Consider the following 18,709-nt stretch of genomic DNA (forward strand, 5'->3'; position numbering starts at 1 on the left):
TTCGCTGCTGGACACCCAGCAGCGCTTCCAGCTTGTGAAATGAACCGCCGTATGCGGAACCGCACGTACGGTGGTGTGAGAGGGCGGCTGAGGTAACTCAGCCCCCTACTCGATTGCCCGGCAGAGCCAGCTTAGGCAGGTAGATTGAAAACGGCGCAATACAGCTGTCCCAGGCTGACCACGCGGGCGGCCGGAATCTGTGCCGCCAGGGCATGGGCGGGCGCCGCTTGCGTGTCCGTTGCCAGCAGGACGCGCAGGTCCGGATTGACGCTGCGCGCGTGCGCGATGCGGCGCGCCAGGCCAGCCTGCGCGGTGCCGTCCACGACGCCGTCCAGCGGCACCACCAGCACGCGCGCGGCGATCAGGGCCGAACGGCTGCCCATGGAGTCGCGGCCTTCGCTGTCGATGACGATATCGTGGTAGCAGTTCACCAGGTGTTCGAGCTCCGGTTGCAAGCCTTTGGCGCTGATGGCGCGCGCCATCAGGCGCGGCCGCGTCAGGCTGCCGTGCATGGCGCCGTCGTGCATATTCCTGGCCTGCGCCATGGCGCCCTGGCGCGGATCGGCATCGAGCAGCAATACCTTGCGTCCGGCCAGCGCGCGCGAGGCGGCCAGCCGCCCGGCCAGGATGGATTTCTCCATCCCCCCGCGTTCATCCGTGATGGCGATGATCATCTTGGCGCACGGCGGGCATGATGTTGGAGGCGGAGACCAGCTGCAGCAAACAGCCTTCGCGCGGCGCGTCCCTGTCGCTGGCTGTCCATACGGGCAGTTCCATCAGGGGCTCGAGTGCTGCGGCCAGGGCGGCCTGTCCGGCAGACGACATGGGCGTCATCGGCAGGCGCAGCTCGTCGCGTACCTTGCCCTGCATGGCCAGCGCGGCCTTCACGGGAGCGGGATTGGGTTCGGAAAACAGCAGGCGGATGACGGGCAGCATGGTCTTGAACAGGGTGCCAGCGGCGCCGTGGCGGCCCTGCTTGACGAGGTGGTACAGCTGCGCGTACAGGTCGGGGCGCACCTGGGCGGCGGCCGACATGGCGCCGTGGCCGCCCATGGACAGGCTGGCCAGCAGCAGCGCATCGTCGCCGCACAAGACGTCCAGGCGCGTGTCGAGCAGCAGTTCGCCCAGTTGCTGCAGCTTGCCGCCCGCTTCCTTGATGGCGACGAAGTGCGAGTCGCGCGCCAGCAGGGCCGCCGTCTGCGGTTCGATATTGACGCCCGTGCGGGCCGGCACGTTGTACAGCACGATGGACTGGTCGGTGGTGGCGGCGATGGCCTGGAAGTGGCGCACGATACCGTCCTGCGACGGGCGTACATATGACGGCGCGGAGACCAGCAGGCCAGCCAGCGGATGGTCGTTGTAGCGCTGCACGGCGGAGACGACGCTGCGCGTATCGCTGCCGCCGAGCCCCATCACGACGGGGAAGCGGGGGCCGACGGCTTCGAGCACGCTGTCGAGCAGCATGCTCTGTTCGGCGGCGCTCAGCATGGCAGCTTCGCCCGTGGTACCGCACACCACCAGGCCATCAATGCCGCTGGTGGCCAGTTCGCAAGCGAGCTGCTGGGCGGCGTCGAAGTCGATTTCGCCATCATGGAATGGCGTCACCATCGGCACCCAGATGCCCTGGAAATGTGCGGTAATGCGCGATGAAGACATCGCCTGCTCGCATGAGTACTGGTTCATGACGATTTCCCCTGGCTGATGCGGCCAAATTCCGCCGCCGGCAGTAGGCGCATGACGGCATCCATGGTCAGGCGCAGGGCCGGTTCCGTCACGCACAGCCAGACTTTCATGCGTTCGGCATGGTCGACCGCTTCGACGCGCATGAATGACAGCATGCCGCCGCAGGTCCTGACGACCAACTGGCGCAGCTCGGCCAGACAGGCTTTGTCGACCGTGATATGCATGAGAAAGGTGGGCAGGCGTGGATGGCGGTGGGGCAGTGCGTGATGTGCAGACAGGCGTGAATGGGGTTCCATGGTGGCTTTGCAGCGGTGGTTGAGGTACGTTCAAGATTAGCAGCGGGGGCGTAAAGATTCTCTAAAAAGCGGGGGCGTTGGCGTAAACGGGCTGTATGCGGGCTGTGTGCATGTGACGTGGGCGTGTTGCGCGGATGCGCCGCGCGTGGGCTTTTGTTACAAAATTGAATCGTGCTTTCCGGGGCAGGGGTTTATATTGAAAACGTCTCCGCTTTCAGTCAGCCTTGCCATGTCAGACGAAAAAGATCCCCAGCATCCCCCTTCCACCGATCCTGCAGCGCCGGTGCGGCCCGACCGGGTGGGCCGCCGGGCACCCGATGATGAGCACCGTGCGCGCGATGCGGCGCCCCGCTACCTGAAGGATAACGACACGCCGCTGGCGCTGGCCTGGCGGGTGATCTCGTCGCGCTATCGCTCCATGCGCGACAAGGCCAGCCGCGATTTCATGCGGCGCACCCTGCGCATCGGCATCTCGGCGCGCATTTTCCACCCCGAGCCGGGCGCCACTGGCCTGCGCAGCAAGAACCTGCAATACCTGGAAGAGTCGATCGCCCAGTGGGTCATGTCGCGCGACGTGCTGGTGTTCATGATCCCGACGGTCAATACCAGTGGCCAGCTACACCCGAGCAATATCACCTTGCGCCACTATGCGCGCCACCTGGACGGCCTGGTGCTGCAGGGCGGCGCCGACGTCTCGCCGCAGACGTATTCCGAGGCGGCCACGCGCCCCGAATGGAGCGGCGACCGCGCGCGCGACCTGTACGAACTGGAACTGCTACACGAATTCGTCGACGCGGGTAAACCCGTGCTGGGCATTTGCCGCGGCTGCCAACTCATCAACGTCGGCTTTGGCGGCACCCTGTACCAGGACATCGCTTCGGACGTGGAAGGCGCCACCTCGCACGTCAATGACTTGTATGACCGCCACCGCCACAGTATCGTTTTCCCGAAAGGCTCCTCGCTGGCGGGCATGTTCCCGAAGGCGGGTGAGGCGCTCGTCAATTCCATCCACCACCAGTCGGTCAAGGACCTGGGGCGCGACGTCACCGTGGAAGCGTATTCGCAAGGGGACAACATCGTCGAAGCCATCCGCTACCAGCGGGCCCGCTTCGTCATGGGCTTGCAGTGGCACCCGGAATTCCATTCGGCGGGCGGTGTCGAGCTGCTCGATTGCACGCCCATTCTCGATAACTTTTTGCGCGCGGCGCGGGAGACGCGGTTTTGAGTACGCATCTGATGCGCCGGCGCGCTGTGCTGGCTGGCCTGCTGGCGCTGCCCCTGGCGGGCTTGCGCGCGGCGCCGCACCCGCATGAAGGCGCGCTGGCGTTTGCGCTGACCTCCGCCGCACGCGCCCGCATGCTCAAGGCGCGGGTGGCGCCAGCCATTGCCGAACAGGTGGTCAAGGCGGCGCGCAAGGATGCGGCGCGGCCCGTGCACCTGATGGCCGAAGTGCGCACAGGCGGCTTGCTGAAGGGCGAAGGCGGGCGCGAGGCCAGCCAGCAGGCGCAGGAAGACTGGCGCCAGGCGCGCCTGCAGGCGCTGGCCTGGAGATTATCGGGCGAGCTGGCGCATTTCGAGGCGGCGCGCCAGCTGCTGCTGGCCTGGAGCGGCGCTTACCAGCCCTCCTTCAGTCCCGTCGACGAGACGGAGCTGGCCAGCCTGCTGATGGGTTTTGACCTGATACAGGAGCGCTTGAACGGCGTCGAGCGCGAGCAGGTGCGGGTATTTTGCCGCACCCTGGCGCAGGGATACCTGAGTGATCCCGTCAAGGTGGGCGGCCCATCCACGGCGCGCAACAACTGGCATAGCCATCGCATCAAGATCGGCACCGCCGCCGCATATGTCACGGGCGACGCCTTGCTGGTCGCGCGCGCGAAGGAGCGCTTCCTGGCGCACGTGCCGCGCAATATCGGCGCCGGCGGCGTGCCCTTCGACTTCGAGCAGCGCGACGCCCTGCATTACGCCACCTACAGCCTGGAGCCGCTGCTGACGACATCCCTGATGGCGCAGGCGCATGGCGATGACTGGTATGGCGCACCGGAAGCGCGGCGCCTGGCCGAGGCGCTGGCTTGGCTGGCGCCATATGCGCAGGGCAGAAAGACGCACGAGGAATTCGCGAAAAGCGCCGTGCCCTTCGACCGCAAGCGTGTGGCGGCCGGTGAAAAGGGCTTTACGGGGAATTGGGAGACCAAGGGCGCCGCCAATGTGTACCTGCTGGCGGCGCGCTTCGATCCCGCTTACCTGCCTCTGGCGCTGGAGTTGCGCCCGCCAGCCTGGGCGCTGGCGCTGTACGGCAGTGAATTGAAACTTGCTGCTTAAAACTTCGTGCGCACGGTGAACATCACATTGCGCGGTTCGCCGTAGAAGCCCGTCTGGAACAGACCGAGGCCCGTGAAGTACTTCTTTTCCAGCAGGTTGTTCACGTTGACGCTGGCCGTGACGTTCTTGCTGATCTCGTAGCGCGCCATCAGGTTGACCAGCGCATAGCCGCCCTGCTTGATGCGTGAATAGTCCTCGATGGCGGGGTTCCAGATATTGCCGTCGTAGCTGCTTTGCCAGTTGATGCCGCCACCGACAGTCAGCTTGTCCAGGCTGGCCGGCAGGCGCCACGTGCCCTGTACGCGCACCAGGTGGGCAGGCTGCGTCGTTTGCAGCATGGTGGAAAAGACATCCTTGCCATCCGCGTCGCGCACGTGGGTGTAGGTGTAGCCGGCGCTCAGCTTCACATCCTTCATCACTTCGCCCGTCACTTCCATTTCCACGCCGCGGCTGGTGACGCCGTCGATGGCTGTATACGCTTCTTCGCCGTTGACTTCGCCCACAGAACTGGCCACGTTGCTTTGACGGATATGGAACAGGGACGCGCTGGCATTGACCTTGCCATCGAGGTATTCGGCTTTCACGCCCGCCTCGATACCCTTGCCGCGCACGGGCGACAGAAAGTTGCGGTTCACGTCGCGGTTGCTCTGCGGCGCGAAGATGCTGGTATAGCTGCCGAACACGGAGTACGTCTTGTCGAGGTCATACACGACGCCCGCATACGGCGTGATGACGTTGGTTTCCTCGATGCGCGAGGTGATGCGCGCGGTCTTGGGATCGAAGAAGTTGCGGTCCTGCTCCTGCTTGTAGTTGCTCACGCGCGCGCCGACGATGACGGACAGCGCGTCAAAGGGATGCAGGCGCACGGCGCCATACAGACCGCTCTGGCGCGTACTGTCGTTGTCGTTGCCCAGGCGCTTGAACGCCGGTTCCGCGTACTGGCCGCGCCAGTCGAAGTAGCTGCCTTCCACGGGCGGGTAAACGGATTCGTAGACGGGGCCATCCTGCTTCGCCGTCGAACTGGAATAACCGAGCATCGCTTCATGCCGGCGGCCAAACGCGGTAAACGGGCCGCTGGCGTCAACGTTGACCGTGGTCTGGCGGCGGTCGCCCTTGTATTTTCCCATGTAGAAAAACGTACCTTCGCCCGTGACAGGGACGGGATTGCCGCCGCTGGCCGAACCGAGCACGCTGTCATGCTTGCTGCGCAGCTGGTTGGCGCTCAATGTCAGTTTCCACGCGTTGGCGAACGTATGTTCCAGCGCCGTGAACAGCGTGGTGTTCTGCATGTCGCGGCGGCTCCAGTCCGTGGCCGGATTCCATGTGGTGGGGAAATCCGTGCGGGTGCCGTCGGAAAGCAGGACAGGGAAGCCCGTCCAGGTCGAACCGCGCGGCTGGTAATCCTGGTGCGTGAAGCCGGCCGTCAGCAGGGTGACGGGTGTCAGGTCCGCCTCGATGATGCCGTAGGCGACGGATTTCTGTTGCGTGTAGCGGTCCAGGTAAGAGTGCTTGTCCTGGTAGGCGCCCACCAGGCGGCCGCGCACCGTGCGGCTGTCGTTCAGGGGGCCGGAGATATCGGCTTCACCGCGGTAGTTGTCCCACGATCCCGCGCCCAGGGTGGCCGAACCTTCGAAGTTGGCGGTGGGGCGCTTGCGCACCATGTTGACGGTGGCCGACGGATCGCCCGAACCGCTCATCAGCCCCGTCGCGCCTTTCAGCACTTCAATGCGGTCATAGATGGCCATGTCGCTGTTCGTCGTGCCCCAGTCGTAGACGCCGTCATAGATGGCCGACACGCCGTCGTACTGGAAATTAGTGACGGCAAAGCCGCGCGCCTGGAAGCTCCAGCGGTCGCTGTCGTAGTTTTGCACGCTCACGCCATTGACGTTTTTCATGACGTCGGAGACGGCGTTGCTGTTCTGGTCATCCATCTGCTGGCGCGTGACGATGGTCAGCGATTGCGGCGTTTCGCGTTGCGTCAACGACAGTCCCGTGGCGCCGCTGGCGGGGCCGCCCGTATAGCTGCCCGTGCCGCTGGTGGCGGCACTGCGCTCGGCCGCCGCCACCACGGTGACGCCGCTCATGACGGCCACGCCGCGGCTGTCCGCCGTGGCGCCGCTGGCGCTGGCGGGAGCCTTCTGCAGCAGGTAGCCGCCATTCGATTGCGGCACGGCTTGCAGGCCGCTGCCGGCCAGCAGCACGCGGAAGCCCTCCTGCAAGCTGTAGCTGCCTTGCAGGCCGGCGCTGCGCAAGCCTTGCGTGGCGTCGCTGGAGAACGACAATAAAATGGCGCTTTCGCTGCCGAAGCGCGTCAGCACGTCACCGAGCGCGCCGGCCGGGATGCCATAGACGCGTACTTGCTGGCTTTGTGCCTGGGCTAGCGCCGGCAGGGCCAGGGCCATGCCGATCTGCGACAGGGCGCAGGCCAGGACGGTGCGGGTAAGGAGGGAACGCGAAGCGTGGTGCATGGAATGTAACCTTTCGTGGATGCGCAAGATGGAGACTACCTATCTAAGTAACCCTCAATAAATTATTGTGTTTTCTGACTTCCATAACCGGCGCTGTGCGGTGTTGCCCGCAGCTAGCAGTGCTCGCACTGCGTCGCTGCAGGCGCCTTGCACAGCATCCGGTTCTGTTCGTCATAAATTCACAATAATTTCCCGAGCATTACTTACCAAGTCACGCGAGCACGGCGAAACAGCTCACTTTGCTGAAAATATTCTTCAGTGGGCCGCCAGTTCGATGCGCACCACCTGATGGCCCCAGAAGCGCGTGATGGTATTGCGCCGCAGCCGCAGGCTGGCGCTGACGGCGTCGAGGATGGCATAGACATCGGCCAGCGGGTAGGAGCCGGAGACGCGCAGGCTGGCGATAGCCGGCGCGCAGCTCAGCGGATGCTCGCTGTAGCGCGACAACTCGGCGAGGAAATCGGCCAGGCGCACGTCGCGCGCCACCAGCATGCCATCGAGCCAGGCGCCGCCAAACGGCGCCAGCGCCTGGCGATGCGAGTTGGCGTTGTCGAAATGCGCGCCGTCGCCGGGACGCAGCACCAGGCGCTGTGCGCCATCGCCGGCCAGCACGGCGACGGCCCCTTCGAGCACGCCGGCGCTGGCGTATTGCTCGTGCAGGCGCACCGTGAAGCGCGTGCCCAGCGCCTGCAGGCTGCCGTACGGCGTGTCGACGAAGAAGGGGCGTTGTACCGCATCCTTGCCGGTGGCGATGAAGATTTCGCCCTCCAGCAATTCAATACGGCGCTGTGCGCCGTCGTAAGCGATATTGACGGCGCTGCTGGTGTTGAGCGTGAGCTGCGTGCCGTCATCGAGGGTCACCACGCGGCGCTGGTTGACGCCGGTGCGGTAGTCGGCCGTCCAGCCGCGCCATGGGCTGCGGCGTTCAAACGCATACAGCGAGGTGCCGCAGGCCAGCAGCAGGGCCAGGGTCTTGACGGCATGGCGGCGCGGCGCGTTGGCTTGCACGCAGGCGCGCAGCAGGCTCGCGTGCGCCGTGGGCGGCAGGTGTTCATGCTGCGTTTGCAACTGCTGCCACGCTTGCGTGGCGTTGCCGGCACGCTGCAGATGGCGTTTCACCGTGGCCAGCGAGATGCCGAGCTGGCGCGCGATGTCTTCCTGCGGCAGTTCGTCGAGTTGGCGTAGTAAAAAAGCCCGTTTGACGGGAGGCGGCAAGCCGTCGAGCATGCGGTCGAGCTCAAACACGGTGGCCAGCAGCAGTGCCCGTTCCTCGGGCGACGGTGTGTGCAGGGGCGGCAACTGCGTCAGCACGTCGAGGTAAGCCTGTTCCAGCTTCTGGCGGCGGTAATGGTTGAACAGCACGCGCTGCGCCACGGTGGCGAGAAAGGCCCGTGGCTCGCGCGCGGCGACGGCGTCTTCGCGGTCGAGCAGGCGCATGAACGTATCCTGTGCCACATCGGCCGCGCAGGCCGTGCTGCCGAGTTTTTTGCGCAGCCAGCCCTGCAGCCAGCCGTGGTGGTCGGCATACAGTGTCGCGATGTCCTGGCGTTGTAGCGGCTCTGCCAGCGGCATTGCGTTCCCCTTGCATGCGTGACCGGGCCAGCCAGATCAATTTAGTTAATAAGAATCATTCTCAACTATTGTAGCAAGTGGGGGATAGGGTGTAAATGTGGGATGTGGTTTTTTAGCGCGCCGTTGACGTTTGATTGACCCCAGAAGCAAGATCTGGGGTCAGACCCGCCGGGTCTGACCCCGGCAGTTCAGGTGTTGGGGGGGCAAGGTCAATCCTCAGTAGTTCATCGGCTCGCCGCGAAAACATCGGATCGCCGAATCGACCATGCCCTCGGCGCTGCCCTGCAGGCTGTGCTGTTTGCGCAGGTATTGCGCATCGCTCCACTGCTTGGCCACGTCCGACAGGTGTTTCAAGGCCGGCGTGCTGCCCAGCGCCTCGGCGTGCGGTTCCATCTTGCGTAGAGTGGTCATGATGTCTTCGCGCAGCGACATCGTCTCGTAGGTTTTCGGATGCGTGATGGCGCCATCGAGGCCGAAGCGGCAAGCCTGGAAGCGGTTGTAGTTATACACGAGGTAATCGTCTTCCACCGGCGGGGTTTCGCGGCGTTCGAGCAGGTAGCGGCATAGGGCCTGCAGGTAGGCGGCCAGCGCGGCGGCCCGCTCCACCGTCAGCGGCGTGTCGCACACGCGCAGTTCGATGGTGCCGAATTCCGGCTTGGGACGGATATCCCAGTAAAAATCCTTCATGCTCTTGATGATGCCCGTGTTCTCCATCTTGGCGAAATACTCGTTGGAGAACTGCTCCCAGCTGAGCGTAAACGGCGCGCGCCCGCTCATGGGAAACGCGAATACGGAGTTCAGGCGCGCCGAATCGAACAGGGTGTCGCGTCCCTGCACGTAGGGCGAGGACGCCGACAGGGCGATGAAATGGGGGATGTAGCGGTTCAGCGAATGCAGCAGGAACATGGCGTCGTCGCCCGAGGCGCAGCCGATGTGCACGTGCTGGCCGAAGATGGTGAACTGCTTTGCCAGGTAACCGTACAGTTCCGAAATCTCCTGGAAGCGGGGCTTGGAAAAGATCTTTTGCGACGACCATTGCTGGAACGGGTGGGTGCCGCCGCCCGCGATGCCGATATTGAGCTTGTCGCCAGCCGTGATCAAGGTGTCGCGGATTTCCTGCAACTGCGCCAGCAGGGGGCCGTGATGCGTGTGCACGCTCGAGTTGATCTCGATCATGCTCTCGGTGATTTCCGGCGTGACGTTGCCGGGGAACGGTTTTTTGTTCAGCAGATGCAGCAGGTCGGGGCTGGCGGCCGTCAAGTCATAGTCCGACAGGTTCACCAGTTGCAGTTCGAGTTCGACGCCGAAGGTCAGCGCGGCCGATTGGCCAAAGGGTTCCAGCGGCATTTAGCGCTCCTTGATTTCGTGGGTTTCTTTGGCCAGCATCAGCACGCGCTGCACCAGCACGGGGCCGACCAGCTCCAGGCCCAGGGTGATGGCGGCCAGGGCGTTCAATTCATCGCCGAAGTTCACGCCGTGCTGGCGCGCGTGTTCCAGCAGCAGGATGATGAAGACGGAGACGGGCGTCAGTGCCACGCCCGTCAGCACGCCCTTGCGCCAGGAAATGCCGCTCACATGCGAGAACGCGGCCACCCCGACGACCTTCGTCAGCAGGCGTCCGCCGACGACGGCCATGGCCAGGCCCGCGCCGGCCGCCACGCTGGCCCATTCCAGGGTCGAGGCGGCATACACGAACAGCAGTACCGTCAGCAGCTCGCCCAGGGCACCGAAATTGCGCTGCGCCTGGCTGAAGGCGACACGGCGGTGGCGTGCCACCAGGCCGAAGGTGAGGGTGGCCAGCAGCGGCGACAGGCTGGTGGTGTAGGTGAGGGCGACGAGCAGCATCACCGACAGCGCGAACGCCACGGTGGCATCCTGTGCCATGTTGCCCAGGCGGCGCAGCATGGCCGGCACGACGATGCCGAAGACGGTGCCGGCGGCCACCGAGGCGGCCAGCACGGCGGCGCTGCTGCTGCTCGCCTCGATCAGGTCGGTGGAACTCTGGAACATCCAGAAGCCGACGATGATGTTGAACGTGAAGACGGCCAGCACGCAATTGAGGGCGGTGAGGTGGACGATGCGTTCCGTGACCTGGCCCGAGCTGCGTTCCTCGTTGATGACGCGCATGATGGTGGCCGGCGAGGTGGACATGGCCAGGGAAGCCAGCAGCAGCGCCGTCATCGAGGTGCTGCCGAATTCGATGCCGATGAAGTAGACGACGGCAAAGGTCAGCAAGGATTCGACCAGGCCCGTGACGGCGATCCACGGATTGTTCTTCAGCCAGCGCAGGTTGATGCGGTAGCCTACCTCGAACAGGATCAGGCCGAAGGCCACGTCGGCCAGCACCAGCATGGGGCCGGCGTCCGTCTGCGGCAGGATGCCCACCTGCGTCTGCGCGAGGACGAAACCGATCACGCCGTAAAAACTGATGCGCGGCAGGCCAGTCCAGCGGTGGCCGAATTCGCCCACCACCCAGGCCAGGGTAATGGCGAACGGCCAGGACAGGTCGGCGGCGATCGAGATCAGACTTTGCATGCTCATTCCTTTGAAAATGGCGCTGGCACCGGCCGGCAGCACGGGGGCTGGCGCGGCAATGTCGTGGTGCAGCGATGGTGCATAGTTTGCGCAGAGCGATGCGCCGATTCTACCGGAGCAGAAGGCGCGCACGATGTGCGCAATCGAACAGTGTCGCGGCCATGGCGGCCGCGCACAGGATGCAGCAGGTTGGGCAGGGCTGGTATCAGCGTATGGTACCCGCCCGCAGCGGAGATGCTCCGCACGGTAGTGTCGTGTCGCAGTGTACGGCATGGCGGCCCCCTGCCGCCATGGACTTTTTGTTGCGTGCCTTTATTTACTGAGCAGACGCATGCCCCGTTCCAGCCCGTCGATCGACAGGGGGAACATGCGGTTGTTCATCAGTTGCCGCATCACGCCGATCGACTGGCGGTACTGCCATAATCCTTCCGCCTCGGGATTGAGCCAGATGAATTTCGGGAATGCCTGGGTAAAGCGCGCCAGCCATGTCGATCCCGCTTCCTCGTTGTTGTATTCGACGCTGCCGCCCGGCTGCAGGATTTCGTAGGGGCTCATGGTGGCGTCGCCGACGAAAATCAGCTTGGTGTCGGGCGGGTACTTGCGCAGCACGTCCCAGGTGGGAAAACGCTCGGCGTTGCGGCGCCGGTTGTTCTTCCACAGGGTGTCGTAGACGCAGTTATGGAAGTAAAAGAACTCCATGTTCTTGAATTCCGTCTTCGCCGCCGAAAACAGTTCCTCGGTGCGCTCGATATGGTCGTCCATGCTGCCGCCCACGTCAAACAGCATCAGCACCTTGATGCGGTTCTTGCGCTCGGGCCGCATCCTGATGTCCAGATAGCCCGCGTTATTGGCCGTGGCGGCGATGGTGGCGTCCAGCGCCAGTTCGTCTTCCGCGCCTTCGCGCGCGAATTTGCGCAGGCGGCGCAAGGCTACCTTGATGTTGCGCGTGCCCAGTTCGCGCTCGCCGTCGTAATCCTTGTAGCTGCGCGCTTCCCACACTTTCACCGCCGTGCGGTTGCCGCCCTTGCCGCCGATGCGGATGCCTTCCGGGTTCGTGCCGCCATTGCCGAACGGCGACGTGCCGCCTGTGCCGATCCACTTGCTGCCGCCTTCGTGGCGCTCCTTCTGCTCCTTCAGCAGCTCGTTCAGGCGGTCCATCAGCTTGTCGTAGCCGAATTTTTCCAGCTGCGCCTTCTGCTCTTCGGACAGCTCGCGCTGCATGCGCTTCAGCAGCCAGTCGAGGGGAATCGCCGCGTTCGTCTCGAAGGCTGCGTTGACGCCCTTGAAGTACTGCGCAAAGGCGCGGTCGAACTTGTCGAAATGGGCTTCATCCTTGACCAGGGTCAGGCGCGCCAGATAGTAAAAATCGTCCATCGAAGCGTCGATGACGTTCTTTTGCAGCGCTTCGAGCAGCGTCAAAAATTCCTTGATCGAGACGGGAATCTTCGCATCCTTGAGCGTGAAGAAGAAGTCGATCAGCATGGCGCTGCCTCTGTTCCTGCTTCTTCCGCGCGGGGCAGTGCGGCGATGGGGCGCTGCGCCAGCTTGTAGCGCAGATGGGCGGCGATCTCGGGCCACTCGCCGCGCGTGATGCTGTACATGACGGTGTCGCGCACGGTGCCGTCGCGGCGCAGCGCATGGTGGCGCAGCACGCCATCCTTTTTCGCGCCCAGGCGTTCGATGGCCGCCTGCGAAGCGTGGTTGAAATTGTCGGTGCGCAGGCCCACCAGCGCGCAGCCGAGCGTGTCGAAGGCGTGCGCCAGCAGCAGCAATTTGCAGGTGGTGTTGACGTGGCTGCGCTGGCAGCGCTTCGCATACCAGGTGTAGCCGATTTCCAGGCGATCGATGGCTGGCAGCACGTCGTGGTAGCTGGTGGTGCCGAGCACCTCGCCGTTGGCCACGTCGATGACGGCAAAGGCGAAGCGCGAAGGGCGCATCTCGATGCCCTTGAAAATGTACTGGTCCACCTGCTCCGGCTCGGGCACGGAGGTGACGCGCAGATTCCACAACTCGCCATCCGTGGCTGCAGCGCGCAAGCCTGGCGCGTGGTACGGCGCCAGCGCTTCGAGGCGGATACCGTGCAATTCCAGGGGGACGAAGATCTTGTCCGGGCTGATGTCGTTCACCGGCGCTCCTTAGCGGTTGGTGCGCGACATGAACATCAGGCGCTCGAACAGATGCACGTCCTGCTCGTTTTTCAGCAGCGCACCGTGCAGCGGCGGCACGACAGCCTTGTTGTCCTTGCTGCGCAGCGCTTCGGCTGGGATGTCTTCGGCCAGCAGGAGTTTGAGCCAGTCGAGGAATTCCGACGTCGACGGCTTTTTCTTCAGGCCCGGCACGTCGCGCACTTCGTAGAAGGTTTGCAGCGCCTGGGCCAGCAATTCCTGTTTCAGGTGCGGGTAGTGGACGGCGACGATCTGCTCCATCGTATCCTTGTCCGGGAATTTGATGTAATGGAAGAAGCAGCGGCGCAAGAAGGCGTCCGGCAATTCCTTCTCGTTGTTCGAGGTGATGATGACGAGCGGGCGGTGGCGCGCCGTGACCATTTCGCGCGTTTCATACACATAGAACTCCATGCGGTCCAGTTCGCGCAGCAGGTCGTTCGGGAATTCGATGTCGGCCTTGTCGATCTCGTCGATCAGCAGCACCACCGGTTCGGGCGCCGTGAAGGCCTGCCACAGCACGCCCTTGACGATGTAGTTCTGGATGTCGCGCACGCGCTCGTCGCCCAGCTGTGAATCGCGCAGGCGCGACACGGCGTCGTATTCGTACAGGCCCTGCTGCGCCTTGGTGGTCGATTTGATATGCCATTGCATCAGCGGCATGTTCAGCGCGGCCGCCACTTCCTCTGCCAGCATGGTCTTGCCCGTGCCCGGTTCGCCCTTGATCAGCAGCGGGCGTTGCAGGGTCAGCGCCGCATTCACGGCCAGTTTCAGGTCGGCGGTAGCGACATAGCTGTCGGAACCTTCGAAGCGTTGGCCTTGCTGGGTGTGCTGTGCTTGCATGAGCGGTCTGCCAAAGTAGGGAAATGGTGAGTATAAACAGAACTGTGGCGCACCGCCACGCGGCCGGCCTGTGCCTGCCTGCCTACAATGCGGGTTTTATAGGTGGACTTGCAAGAATATCTTGGCTAGAATCGGCAAGCAGCAGATTAATTGTCAACCTTAATTGTCAACACATAAAATCAAAAAAAACCAGCTCTGGCGTTTCTCCGATTACCTTTGTTCACATTGCCACTATGAAAAAAATATTTGCACTTCTCGTGCTTGCCGGCATAGCAAATGCCGTCACAGCGGCTGACATTGTAGGAAACGCCAAGGCAGCGACTGCCAAGGTGGAAATGTGCATCGGCTGCCACGGCATTCCCGGTTACAAGGCGACCTTCCCCGAAGTGTTCCAGGTGCCGATGATCGGCGGCCAGCCGGCAAAATATATCGAGAATGCGCTGCAAGCCTACAAGAAGGGCGACCGCAAGCACCCCAGCATGAAGGGCATCGCCAGCAGCCTGTCGGACCAGGATATCGCCGACGTCGCCGCGTATTATGCGCAACAAGCCAAGCCGAACTGAGGACCAGCCAGATGATGAAAACACTACTCGCCGCCCTCGTTTGCGCCACCGTCTCGTTGTCCGCCAGCGCCGCCGGCAATATCAATACGGGCAAGGCCCTGGCCGAAAAATACAGCTGCGCCACCTGTCACGGCAAGGATTACGGCTCGCCCATCGACCCGTCGTACCCGAAACTGGCGGGCCAGCACAAGGATTATTTGGAACACGCCTTGACGGCGTATAAACGGGGCGACAAGGCGAATGGCCGTAACAACGCCATCATGACGGGCCAGGTAAAACCGCTGAGCAACCAGGACATCAAGGACCTGGCCGCCTACTTCCACAGCCTGCCGACCACCCTGGTCACTCACCGCTGAGCGGTATTGCCGCGTCAGGCTTTCAGCCCCACCCGGCGCGCCAGCTTATGCAGATTGCTGGCGTCCAGCCCCAGTTGCCGTGCTGCGGCGGCCCAGTTATCCTGATGCAGCACCAGCGCTTGCCGTATGGCCTGGCGCTGGCTCGCTTCCACGATCTGATGCATGGATAGCGGCGGTGACTCCGGCGTGCCACACGCGGCTGGCGCCAGCGGCAGCGCATCCGCGCCGGCCGGCGCTTCCAGCCCATCGAGGTCGAGCATATCCGTTTCCAGCGTCACGATGTCTTTGCGGTTCGCGCCGCGGATCACCGCTTTCAGTGCGGCCCGGCTGATCACATGTTCCAGCTCGCGCACATTGCCGGGCCAGCGGTAATGGCACAAGGCGTTTTCCGCCGCGGAGGACAGGCGCAGGCTGCGCAGGCCCAGGCGCGCGCGGTTCAGTTCCAGGAAACCGCCGGCCAGCAGCAGCACGTCATTGCCCCGCTCGCGCAGCGGCGGAATCGGCACGGGATACACGGATAAACGGTGATACAGGTCGGCGCGGAACGTGCCGTCGCGCACGTGCTCGCGCAGGCTACGGTTGGTGGCGGCGATCACGCGCACGTTGACCCGGCGCGGCCGGTCCGCGCCCAGGCGCTGGATTTCGCCATTTTGCAAGGTGCGCAGCAGCTTGGCCTGTATCGACAGCGGCAATTCGCCCACTTCATCGAGAAACAGGGTGCCCCCTTCGGCCGCCTCGAAACGCCCGGGCCGGTCGCTGACGGCGCCGGAAAACGCACCCCGTACATGACCAAACAATTCGCTTTCGGCCAGGGACTCGGGCAAGGCCGCGCAATTGACGTGGATCAAAGGCTTGCCCGCGCGGCGCGACAGCCGGTGCAGGCGGTGCGCGCACAGTTCCTTGCCCACGCCCGTCTCGCCCAGCAGCAGCACGGGCAGGTCCGATTCGGCGACCACCTGCAATTCGTGCAGCAACTGCATGATGGCGCTGCTCTGGCCGACGAATTCGTGTTCCTCGCGCGGCGCTTGCGCATCGGCCAGCATGGCGCCGCCCGACAGGCGCAGGGCGCGGATTTCCGTCTCCAGGCGGGTCACGCGCACGGCCGCCTCGATGGCGCAGGCCAGTTCGCCCAGGTCGCGCTGCGCTTGCGTATCGAAGGTGCCCACTTGCAGCGCGTCGAGCGTGATCACGCCCCAGCGTTCGCCTTCCAGGTCCAGCGCCATGCCCATGCAGTCGTGCACGGGCAGCGGTTCGCCTGCCCGCTCGGCGATCAGGCCATCGTAGGGATCGGGCAGGGAGCTGTCGTGATGGAAGCACAGCACGCCGCGCCTCTGCAGGATGGCGGCCAGGCGCGGGTGGTCGGTGACGGCGAAGCGGCGTCCCAGTGCGTCGCTGGCCAGGCCGGCCATCGCCACGGGGCGCAAGTGTTCGCCGTCGAGCTTGAGCAAGGCTACGGCCTCGCAGCCGAAGTGCGCGCGCAGGCTGCCCACGAGGCGCTGCAGGCGCACGGCCACGGGCAGGTCGGCGACCAGGTCGGTGAGTAACAGCAGGTGGATGGCGGTGGTGGTCATAAGTACCATGCAGGGTACAAGGAACCACGGCAAACAAGGGTCATTACGACCCTGCATTTTTCAAATCGTTGATTTAAAACAAGTTTTTCCTGGCACACGGTTTGCCTAGCTAAGAGTGCCGAACCGGCATACAAGACCAAGGAAAGCTTGATGAAAACGACTCCCTCCCTCCGCGCCATGGCCGCCGCCGTCTGCGTCCTGGCCATGCCCCTGTCCGTGCAAGCCCAGGCGAGCCTGCCGGCCAGCGCCGCCGTCACTGCCGTCAAACCCGCCGCTGCGACGCTCAAGCGCTATGAACTGCAAACCAATATCGTCGACGGCAAGATGGTGTTCATCGATGCCAAGGGCCAGGTCAACCCCGTGCTGGCGGCCAAGGTGGGCGACACGGTCGAACTCGTGCTGAAAAGCGGCGAAGGCGCCGAGCACGACCTGCTGATCCCGGAGCTCAACGTGGCCTCGGCCAAGTTCAGCGCCAATAGCGGCAGCACCAGCGTGCGCTTCAAGGTCACGCGCGCCGGCACGTTCACCTATTACTGCTCGATTCCCGGCCACCGCCAGATCGGCATGGAAGGCAAGCTGGAAGTAAGCGGCACCTCGCTGGCCGAAACCGGAGCAGCGAAGGCTGCTGGCGCCGGCAGCGCTGCCAACGAGTCCAGCCAGGCCGCCGCGCTGGCCCTGTACACGCCCGCGCCGTCGCCGATGCGCGGCCCGGATCCCTCGGCCGTCAGCGTGGCCGCCAATCCTGCCTCCGTGCCGTCCGCCATCGGCGCGCGCGCGCCACAAACCCTGAAATACCGCATGGAGACGGTGGAACTGCCGGGCAAGCTCGATGACGGTACCAGTTTTACCTACTGGACTTTTAATCGCCAGGTGCCCGGCCCGATGCTGCGCGCCAAGGTGGGCGATACGGTGGAACTGACCCTGTTCAACGCCAAGGACAGCAAGATGATCCACTCGATCGACCTGCACGCCGTGACGGGCGGCCATGGCGGCGGACAGCACACGCAAGTGGCGCCAGGGCAGGAAAAAACCGTCACCTTCAAGACGCTCAATCCCGGCCTGTATGTGTACCACTGCGCCACGCCCCTGGTGCCGCAGCATATCGCTGCCGGCATGTACGGCATGATCCTGGTCGAACCGGAAGGCGGCTTGTCGAAGGTGGACCGCGAGTATTACGTGATGCAGGGCGAGATGTACACGGGCCGTCCGCACGGCGCGCCCGTGCACCAGGAAGCGAACCTGGAAAAAATGGCCAATGAACTGCCCGACTACTACGTCTTCAACGGCGAAGTGGGCGCCCTGAGCAAGACGCACAAACTGCAAGCGAAAGTCGGCGAGACGGTGCGCATCTATTTCGGCGTCGGTGGCCCAAACAAGATTTCATCCTTCCACATCATCGGCGAGATTTTCGACAAGGTGTATAGCGAAGGCTCCATCAGCAGCCCGAAACACGACGTGCAAACCACGCTCGTGGCACCGGGCGGCGCGACCATCGTCGAACTCAAGGTACAGCACCCGGGCAGCTATCTGCTGGTCGACCATGCGCTGTCGCGCGCCGGCAAGGGCGCCGTGGGCGTGCTGGAAGTGACTGGCGAAGCCGTGCCGGGCGTCTACCACGCGGGTGCCGTGCAATAAACCCCCCATTCATCATCAAGGAACTGTTATGGAAATGATCGAGCTATCCCTGGGCCAGCTGGCCCGCCGCATTCCTGGCGCCACGCGCCTGTTCGATGCGCACCGCCTGGACTTCTGCTGCGGCGGCAACAAGACCCTGCGCGCGGCGGCCGAAGCGGCCGGCGTGGACACGGCGCCCATCGTCGCGGAACTGCGGCTGCTGGCAGAGCGCGCCAATACCAGCGGCGAACGCGACTGGCAGGAAGCCTCGGCCAGCGAGCTGGTGGAACACCTCCTGGCGCGCTACCACGCCGTGCACCGCGAGCAGTTGCCCGAACTGATACGCCTGGCACGCAAGGTCGAGCAGGTGCATGGCGACCGCGCCGACTGTCCGCACGGGCTGGCGGAACACCTGTCGGCCATGGCGCAGGAACTGGAAAGCCATATGCGCAAGGAAGAAGACGTGCTGTTCCCGATGATCGTGCGCGGCCAGGGGCCCCGGGCCGGCGCGCCCATCAACGTGATGCGCATGGAGCATGACGACCATGGCGTGGCTTTGCGCGCCATGGAGGCAATGACGAACGATATCACCGCGCCGGCCGGCGCCTGCACAACCTGGCGCGCGCTGTACACGGGCTTGCGCACCTTCCGTGCAGACCTGATGGCGCACATCCATACCGAAAACAATATCCTGTTCGAGCGCTTTGCGCCGGCCGTGGTGCACTGA

General features: G+C 64.1%; 17 protein-coding genes and 1 pseudogene. 6 read left to right on the forward strand and 12 right to left on the reverse strand.

Translation table 11 applies throughout. The features are described from left to right. Nucleotides 1-131 precede the first annotated feature (131 nt). The 3 genes from ACQ4WS_RS24060 to ACQ4WS_RS24070 are packed head-to-tail and all read right to left on the reverse strand — an operon-like array spanning nt 132 to nt 1,979. Nucleotides 132-674 carry a division plane positioning ATPase MipZ gene (locus ACQ4WS_RS24060; RefSeq protein WP_436479513.1) on the reverse strand — a complete coding sequence of 181 codons (543 nt, stop codon included), beginning with the start codon at nt 672-674 and terminating at the stop codon, nt 132-134. After that, a complete protein-coding gene (gene dapA / locus ACQ4WS_RS24065; RefSeq protein WP_436479514.1) occupies nt 652-1,683 on the reverse strand; it encodes a 4-hydroxy-tetrahydrodipicolinate synthase in 1,032 nt (343 codons plus the stop codon). The genes ACQ4WS_RS24060 and dapA overlap by 23 nt, the downstream gene beginning before the upstream one ends. Continuing rightward, nucleotides 1,680-1,979, reverse strand: a complete 300-nt coding sequence (locus ACQ4WS_RS24070) for a hypothetical protein (protein ID WP_436479515.1) — start codon at nt 1,977-1,979, stop codon at nt 1,680-1,682. The genes dapA and ACQ4WS_RS24070 overlap by 4 nt, the downstream gene beginning before the upstream one ends. Nucleotides 1,980-2,208: 229 nt before the next feature. Here ACQ4WS_RS24070 and ACQ4WS_RS24075 point away from each other — a divergent pair, with 229 nt between their 5' ends. Together ACQ4WS_RS24075 and ACQ4WS_RS24080 are read left to right on the forward strand one after the other, a co-directional pair. Beyond that, nucleotides 2,209-3,204 carry a gamma-glutamyl-gamma-aminobutyrate hydrolase family protein gene (locus ACQ4WS_RS24075; RefSeq protein ID WP_436479516.1) on the forward strand — a complete coding sequence of 332 codons (996 nt, stop codon included), beginning with the start codon at nt 2,209-2,211 and terminating at the stop codon, nt 3,202-3,204. Continuing rightward, entirely contained in the window at nt 3,201-4,298 is a 1,098-nt protein-coding gene (locus ACQ4WS_RS24080) for an alginate lyase family protein (protein WP_436479517.1), read from the forward strand. Before ACQ4WS_RS24075 ends, ACQ4WS_RS24080 begins: the two co-directional genes overlap by 4 nt. Here ACQ4WS_RS24080 and ACQ4WS_RS24085 read toward each other — a convergent pair. The 8 genes and pseudogenes from ACQ4WS_RS24085 to ACQ4WS_RS24120 form a co-directional block, all read right to left on the reverse strand. Beyond that, nucleotides 4,295-6,766: a TonB-dependent siderophore receptor gene (locus ACQ4WS_RS24085; protein WP_436479518.1), complete on the reverse strand. Its 2,472-nt coding sequence runs from the start codon at nt 6,764-6,766 to the stop codon at nt 4,295-4,297. The two genes, ACQ4WS_RS24080 and ACQ4WS_RS24085, sit on opposite strands and share 4 nt — an antisense overlap. 255 nt (nt 6,767-7,021) lie before the next feature. Then, nucleotides 7,022-7,885 carry a FecR family protein gene (locus tag ACQ4WS_RS24090; protein ID WP_436479530.1) on the reverse strand — a complete coding sequence of 288 codons (864 nt, stop codon included), beginning with the start codon at nt 7,883-7,885 and terminating at the stop codon, nt 7,022-7,024. Further along, a pseudogene (locus tag ACQ4WS_RS24095) lies at nt 7,859-8,338 on the reverse strand (sigma-70 family RNA polymerase sigma factor); the annotation flags it as partial. The gene ACQ4WS_RS24090 and the pseudogene ACQ4WS_RS24095, both read right to left, overlap by 27 nt. 216 nt (nt 8,339-8,554) lie before the next feature. Then, entirely contained in the window at nt 8,555-9,685 is a 1,131-nt protein-coding gene (locus tag ACQ4WS_RS24100; protein ID WP_152253158.1) for a YbdK family carboxylate-amine ligase, read from the reverse strand. Continuing rightward, the gene (locus ACQ4WS_RS24105; RefSeq protein WP_436479519.1) at nt 9,686-10,873 is read right to left on the reverse strand and encodes a cation:proton antiporter; all 1,188 of its coding nucleotides are present in this window, start codon (nt 10,871-10,873) and stop codon (nt 9,686-9,688) included. Between the two features lie 312 nt (nt 10,874-11,185). Next, nucleotides 11,186-12,355, reverse strand: a complete 1,170-nt coding sequence (locus ACQ4WS_RS24110; protein WP_436479520.1) for a vWA domain-containing protein — start codon at nt 12,353-12,355, stop codon at nt 11,186-11,188. Then, a complete protein-coding gene (locus ACQ4WS_RS24115; RefSeq protein WP_436479521.1) occupies nt 12,349-12,999 on the reverse strand; it encodes a GNAT family N-acetyltransferase in 651 nt (216 codons plus the stop codon). The genes ACQ4WS_RS24110 and ACQ4WS_RS24115 overlap by 7 nt, the downstream gene beginning before the upstream one ends. 9 nt (nt 13,000-13,008) lie before the next feature. Next, on the reverse strand, nt 13,009-13,878 hold the full coding sequence (locus ACQ4WS_RS24120; RefSeq protein ID WP_034746522.1) for an AAA family ATPase: 870 nt from the start codon (nt 13,876-13,878) through the stop codon (nt 13,009-13,011). Between the two features lie 233 nt (nt 13,879-14,111). Between ACQ4WS_RS24120 and ACQ4WS_RS24125 the strand changes: the two genes are divergently transcribed. Together ACQ4WS_RS24125 and ACQ4WS_RS24130 are read left to right on the forward strand one after the other, a co-directional pair. Then, on the forward strand, nt 14,112-14,441 hold the full coding sequence (locus ACQ4WS_RS24125; RefSeq protein WP_092796428.1) for a c-type cytochrome: 330 nt from the start codon (nt 14,112-14,114) through the stop codon (nt 14,439-14,441). Nucleotides 14,442-14,455: 14 nt separating this feature from the next. After that, entirely contained in the window at nt 14,456-14,797 is a 342-nt protein-coding gene (locus tag ACQ4WS_RS24130) for a c-type cytochrome (RefSeq protein ID WP_436479531.1), read from the forward strand. A gap of 14 nt (nt 14,798-14,811) precedes the next feature. On the opposite strand, the gene norR is transcribed toward ACQ4WS_RS24130, so the two are convergent. After that, entirely contained in the window at nt 14,812-16,377 is a 1,566-nt protein-coding gene (gene norR / locus ACQ4WS_RS24135; RefSeq protein ID WP_436479522.1) for a nitric oxide reductase transcriptional regulator NorR, read from the reverse strand. Nucleotides 16,378-16,518: 141 nt separating this feature from the next. Here norR and nirK point away from each other — a divergent pair, with 141 nt between their 5' ends. Both nirK and ytfE read left to right on the forward strand, forming a co-directional pair. Beyond that, the gene (gene nirK, locus ACQ4WS_RS24140) at nt 16,519-18,003 is read left to right on the forward strand and encodes a copper-containing nitrite reductase (RefSeq protein ID WP_436479523.1); all 1,485 of its coding nucleotides are present in this window, start codon (nt 16,519-16,521) and stop codon (nt 18,001-18,003) included. 28 nt (nt 18,004-18,031) lie between these two features. After that, complete coding sequence (ytfE, locus tag ACQ4WS_RS24145) at nt 18,032-18,709, forward strand: iron-sulfur cluster repair protein YtfE (protein WP_436479524.1); 678 nt, start codon at nt 18,032-18,034, stop codon at nt 18,707-18,709.

This window comes from Janthinobacterium leeuwenhoeki (genome assembly GCF_051380795.1).
Lineage (GTDB): Bacteria > Pseudomonadota > Gammaproteobacteria > Burkholderiales > Burkholderiaceae_D > Janthinobacterium.

Coding starts and splice junctions, on each gene's coding strand:
- ACQ4WS_RS24100 (WP_152253158.1), bottom strand. CDS start 9,685: ATGCCGCTGGAACCCTTTGGCCAATCGGCCGCGCTGACCTTCGGCGTC.
- ytfE (WP_436479524.1), top strand. CDS start 18,032: ATGGAAATGATCGAGCTATCCCTGGGCCAGCTGGCCCGCCGCATTCCT.
- ACQ4WS_RS24110 (WP_436479520.1), bottom strand. CDS start 12,355: ATGCTGATCGACTTCTTCTTCACGCTCAAGGATGCGAAGATTCCCGTC.
- ACQ4WS_RS24070 (WP_436479515.1), bottom strand. CDS start 1,979: ATGGAACCCCATTCACGCCTGTCTGCACATCACGCACTGCCCCACCGC.
- ACQ4WS_RS24075 (WP_436479516.1), top strand. CDS start 2,209: ATGTCAGACGAAAAAGATCCCCAGCATCCCCCTTCCACCGATCCTGCA.
- ACQ4WS_RS24060 (WP_436479513.1), bottom strand. CDS start 674: ATGATCATCGCCATCACGGATGAACGCGGGGGGATGGAGAAATCCATC.
- ACQ4WS_RS24120 (WP_034746522.1), bottom strand. CDS start 13,878: ATGCAAGCACAGCACACCCAGCAAGGCCAACGCTTCGAAGGTTCCGAC.
- ACQ4WS_RS24130 (WP_436479531.1), top strand. CDS start 14,456: ATGAAAACACTACTCGCCGCCCTCGTTTGCGCCACCGTCTCGTTGTCC.
- ACQ4WS_RS24085 (WP_436479518.1), bottom strand. CDS start 6,766: ATGCACCACGCTTCGCGTTCCCTCCTTACCCGCACCGTCCTGGCCTGC.
- ACQ4WS_RS24105 (WP_436479519.1), bottom strand. CDS start 10,873: ATGCAAAGTCTGATCTCGATCGCCGCCGACCTGTCCTGGCCGTTCGCC.
- norR (WP_436479522.1), bottom strand. CDS start 16,377: ATGGTACTTATGACCACCACCGCCATCCACCTGCTGTTACTCACCGAC.
- nirK (WP_436479523.1), top strand. CDS start 16,519: ATGAAAACGACTCCCTCCCTCCGCGCCATGGCCGCCGCCGTCTGCGTC.
- ACQ4WS_RS24125 (WP_092796428.1), top strand. CDS start 14,112: ATGAAAAAAATATTTGCACTTCTCGTGCTTGCCGGCATAGCAAATGCC.
- dapA (WP_436479514.1), bottom strand. CDS start 1,683: ATGAACCAGTACTCATGCGAGCAGGCGATGTCTTCATCGCGCATTACC.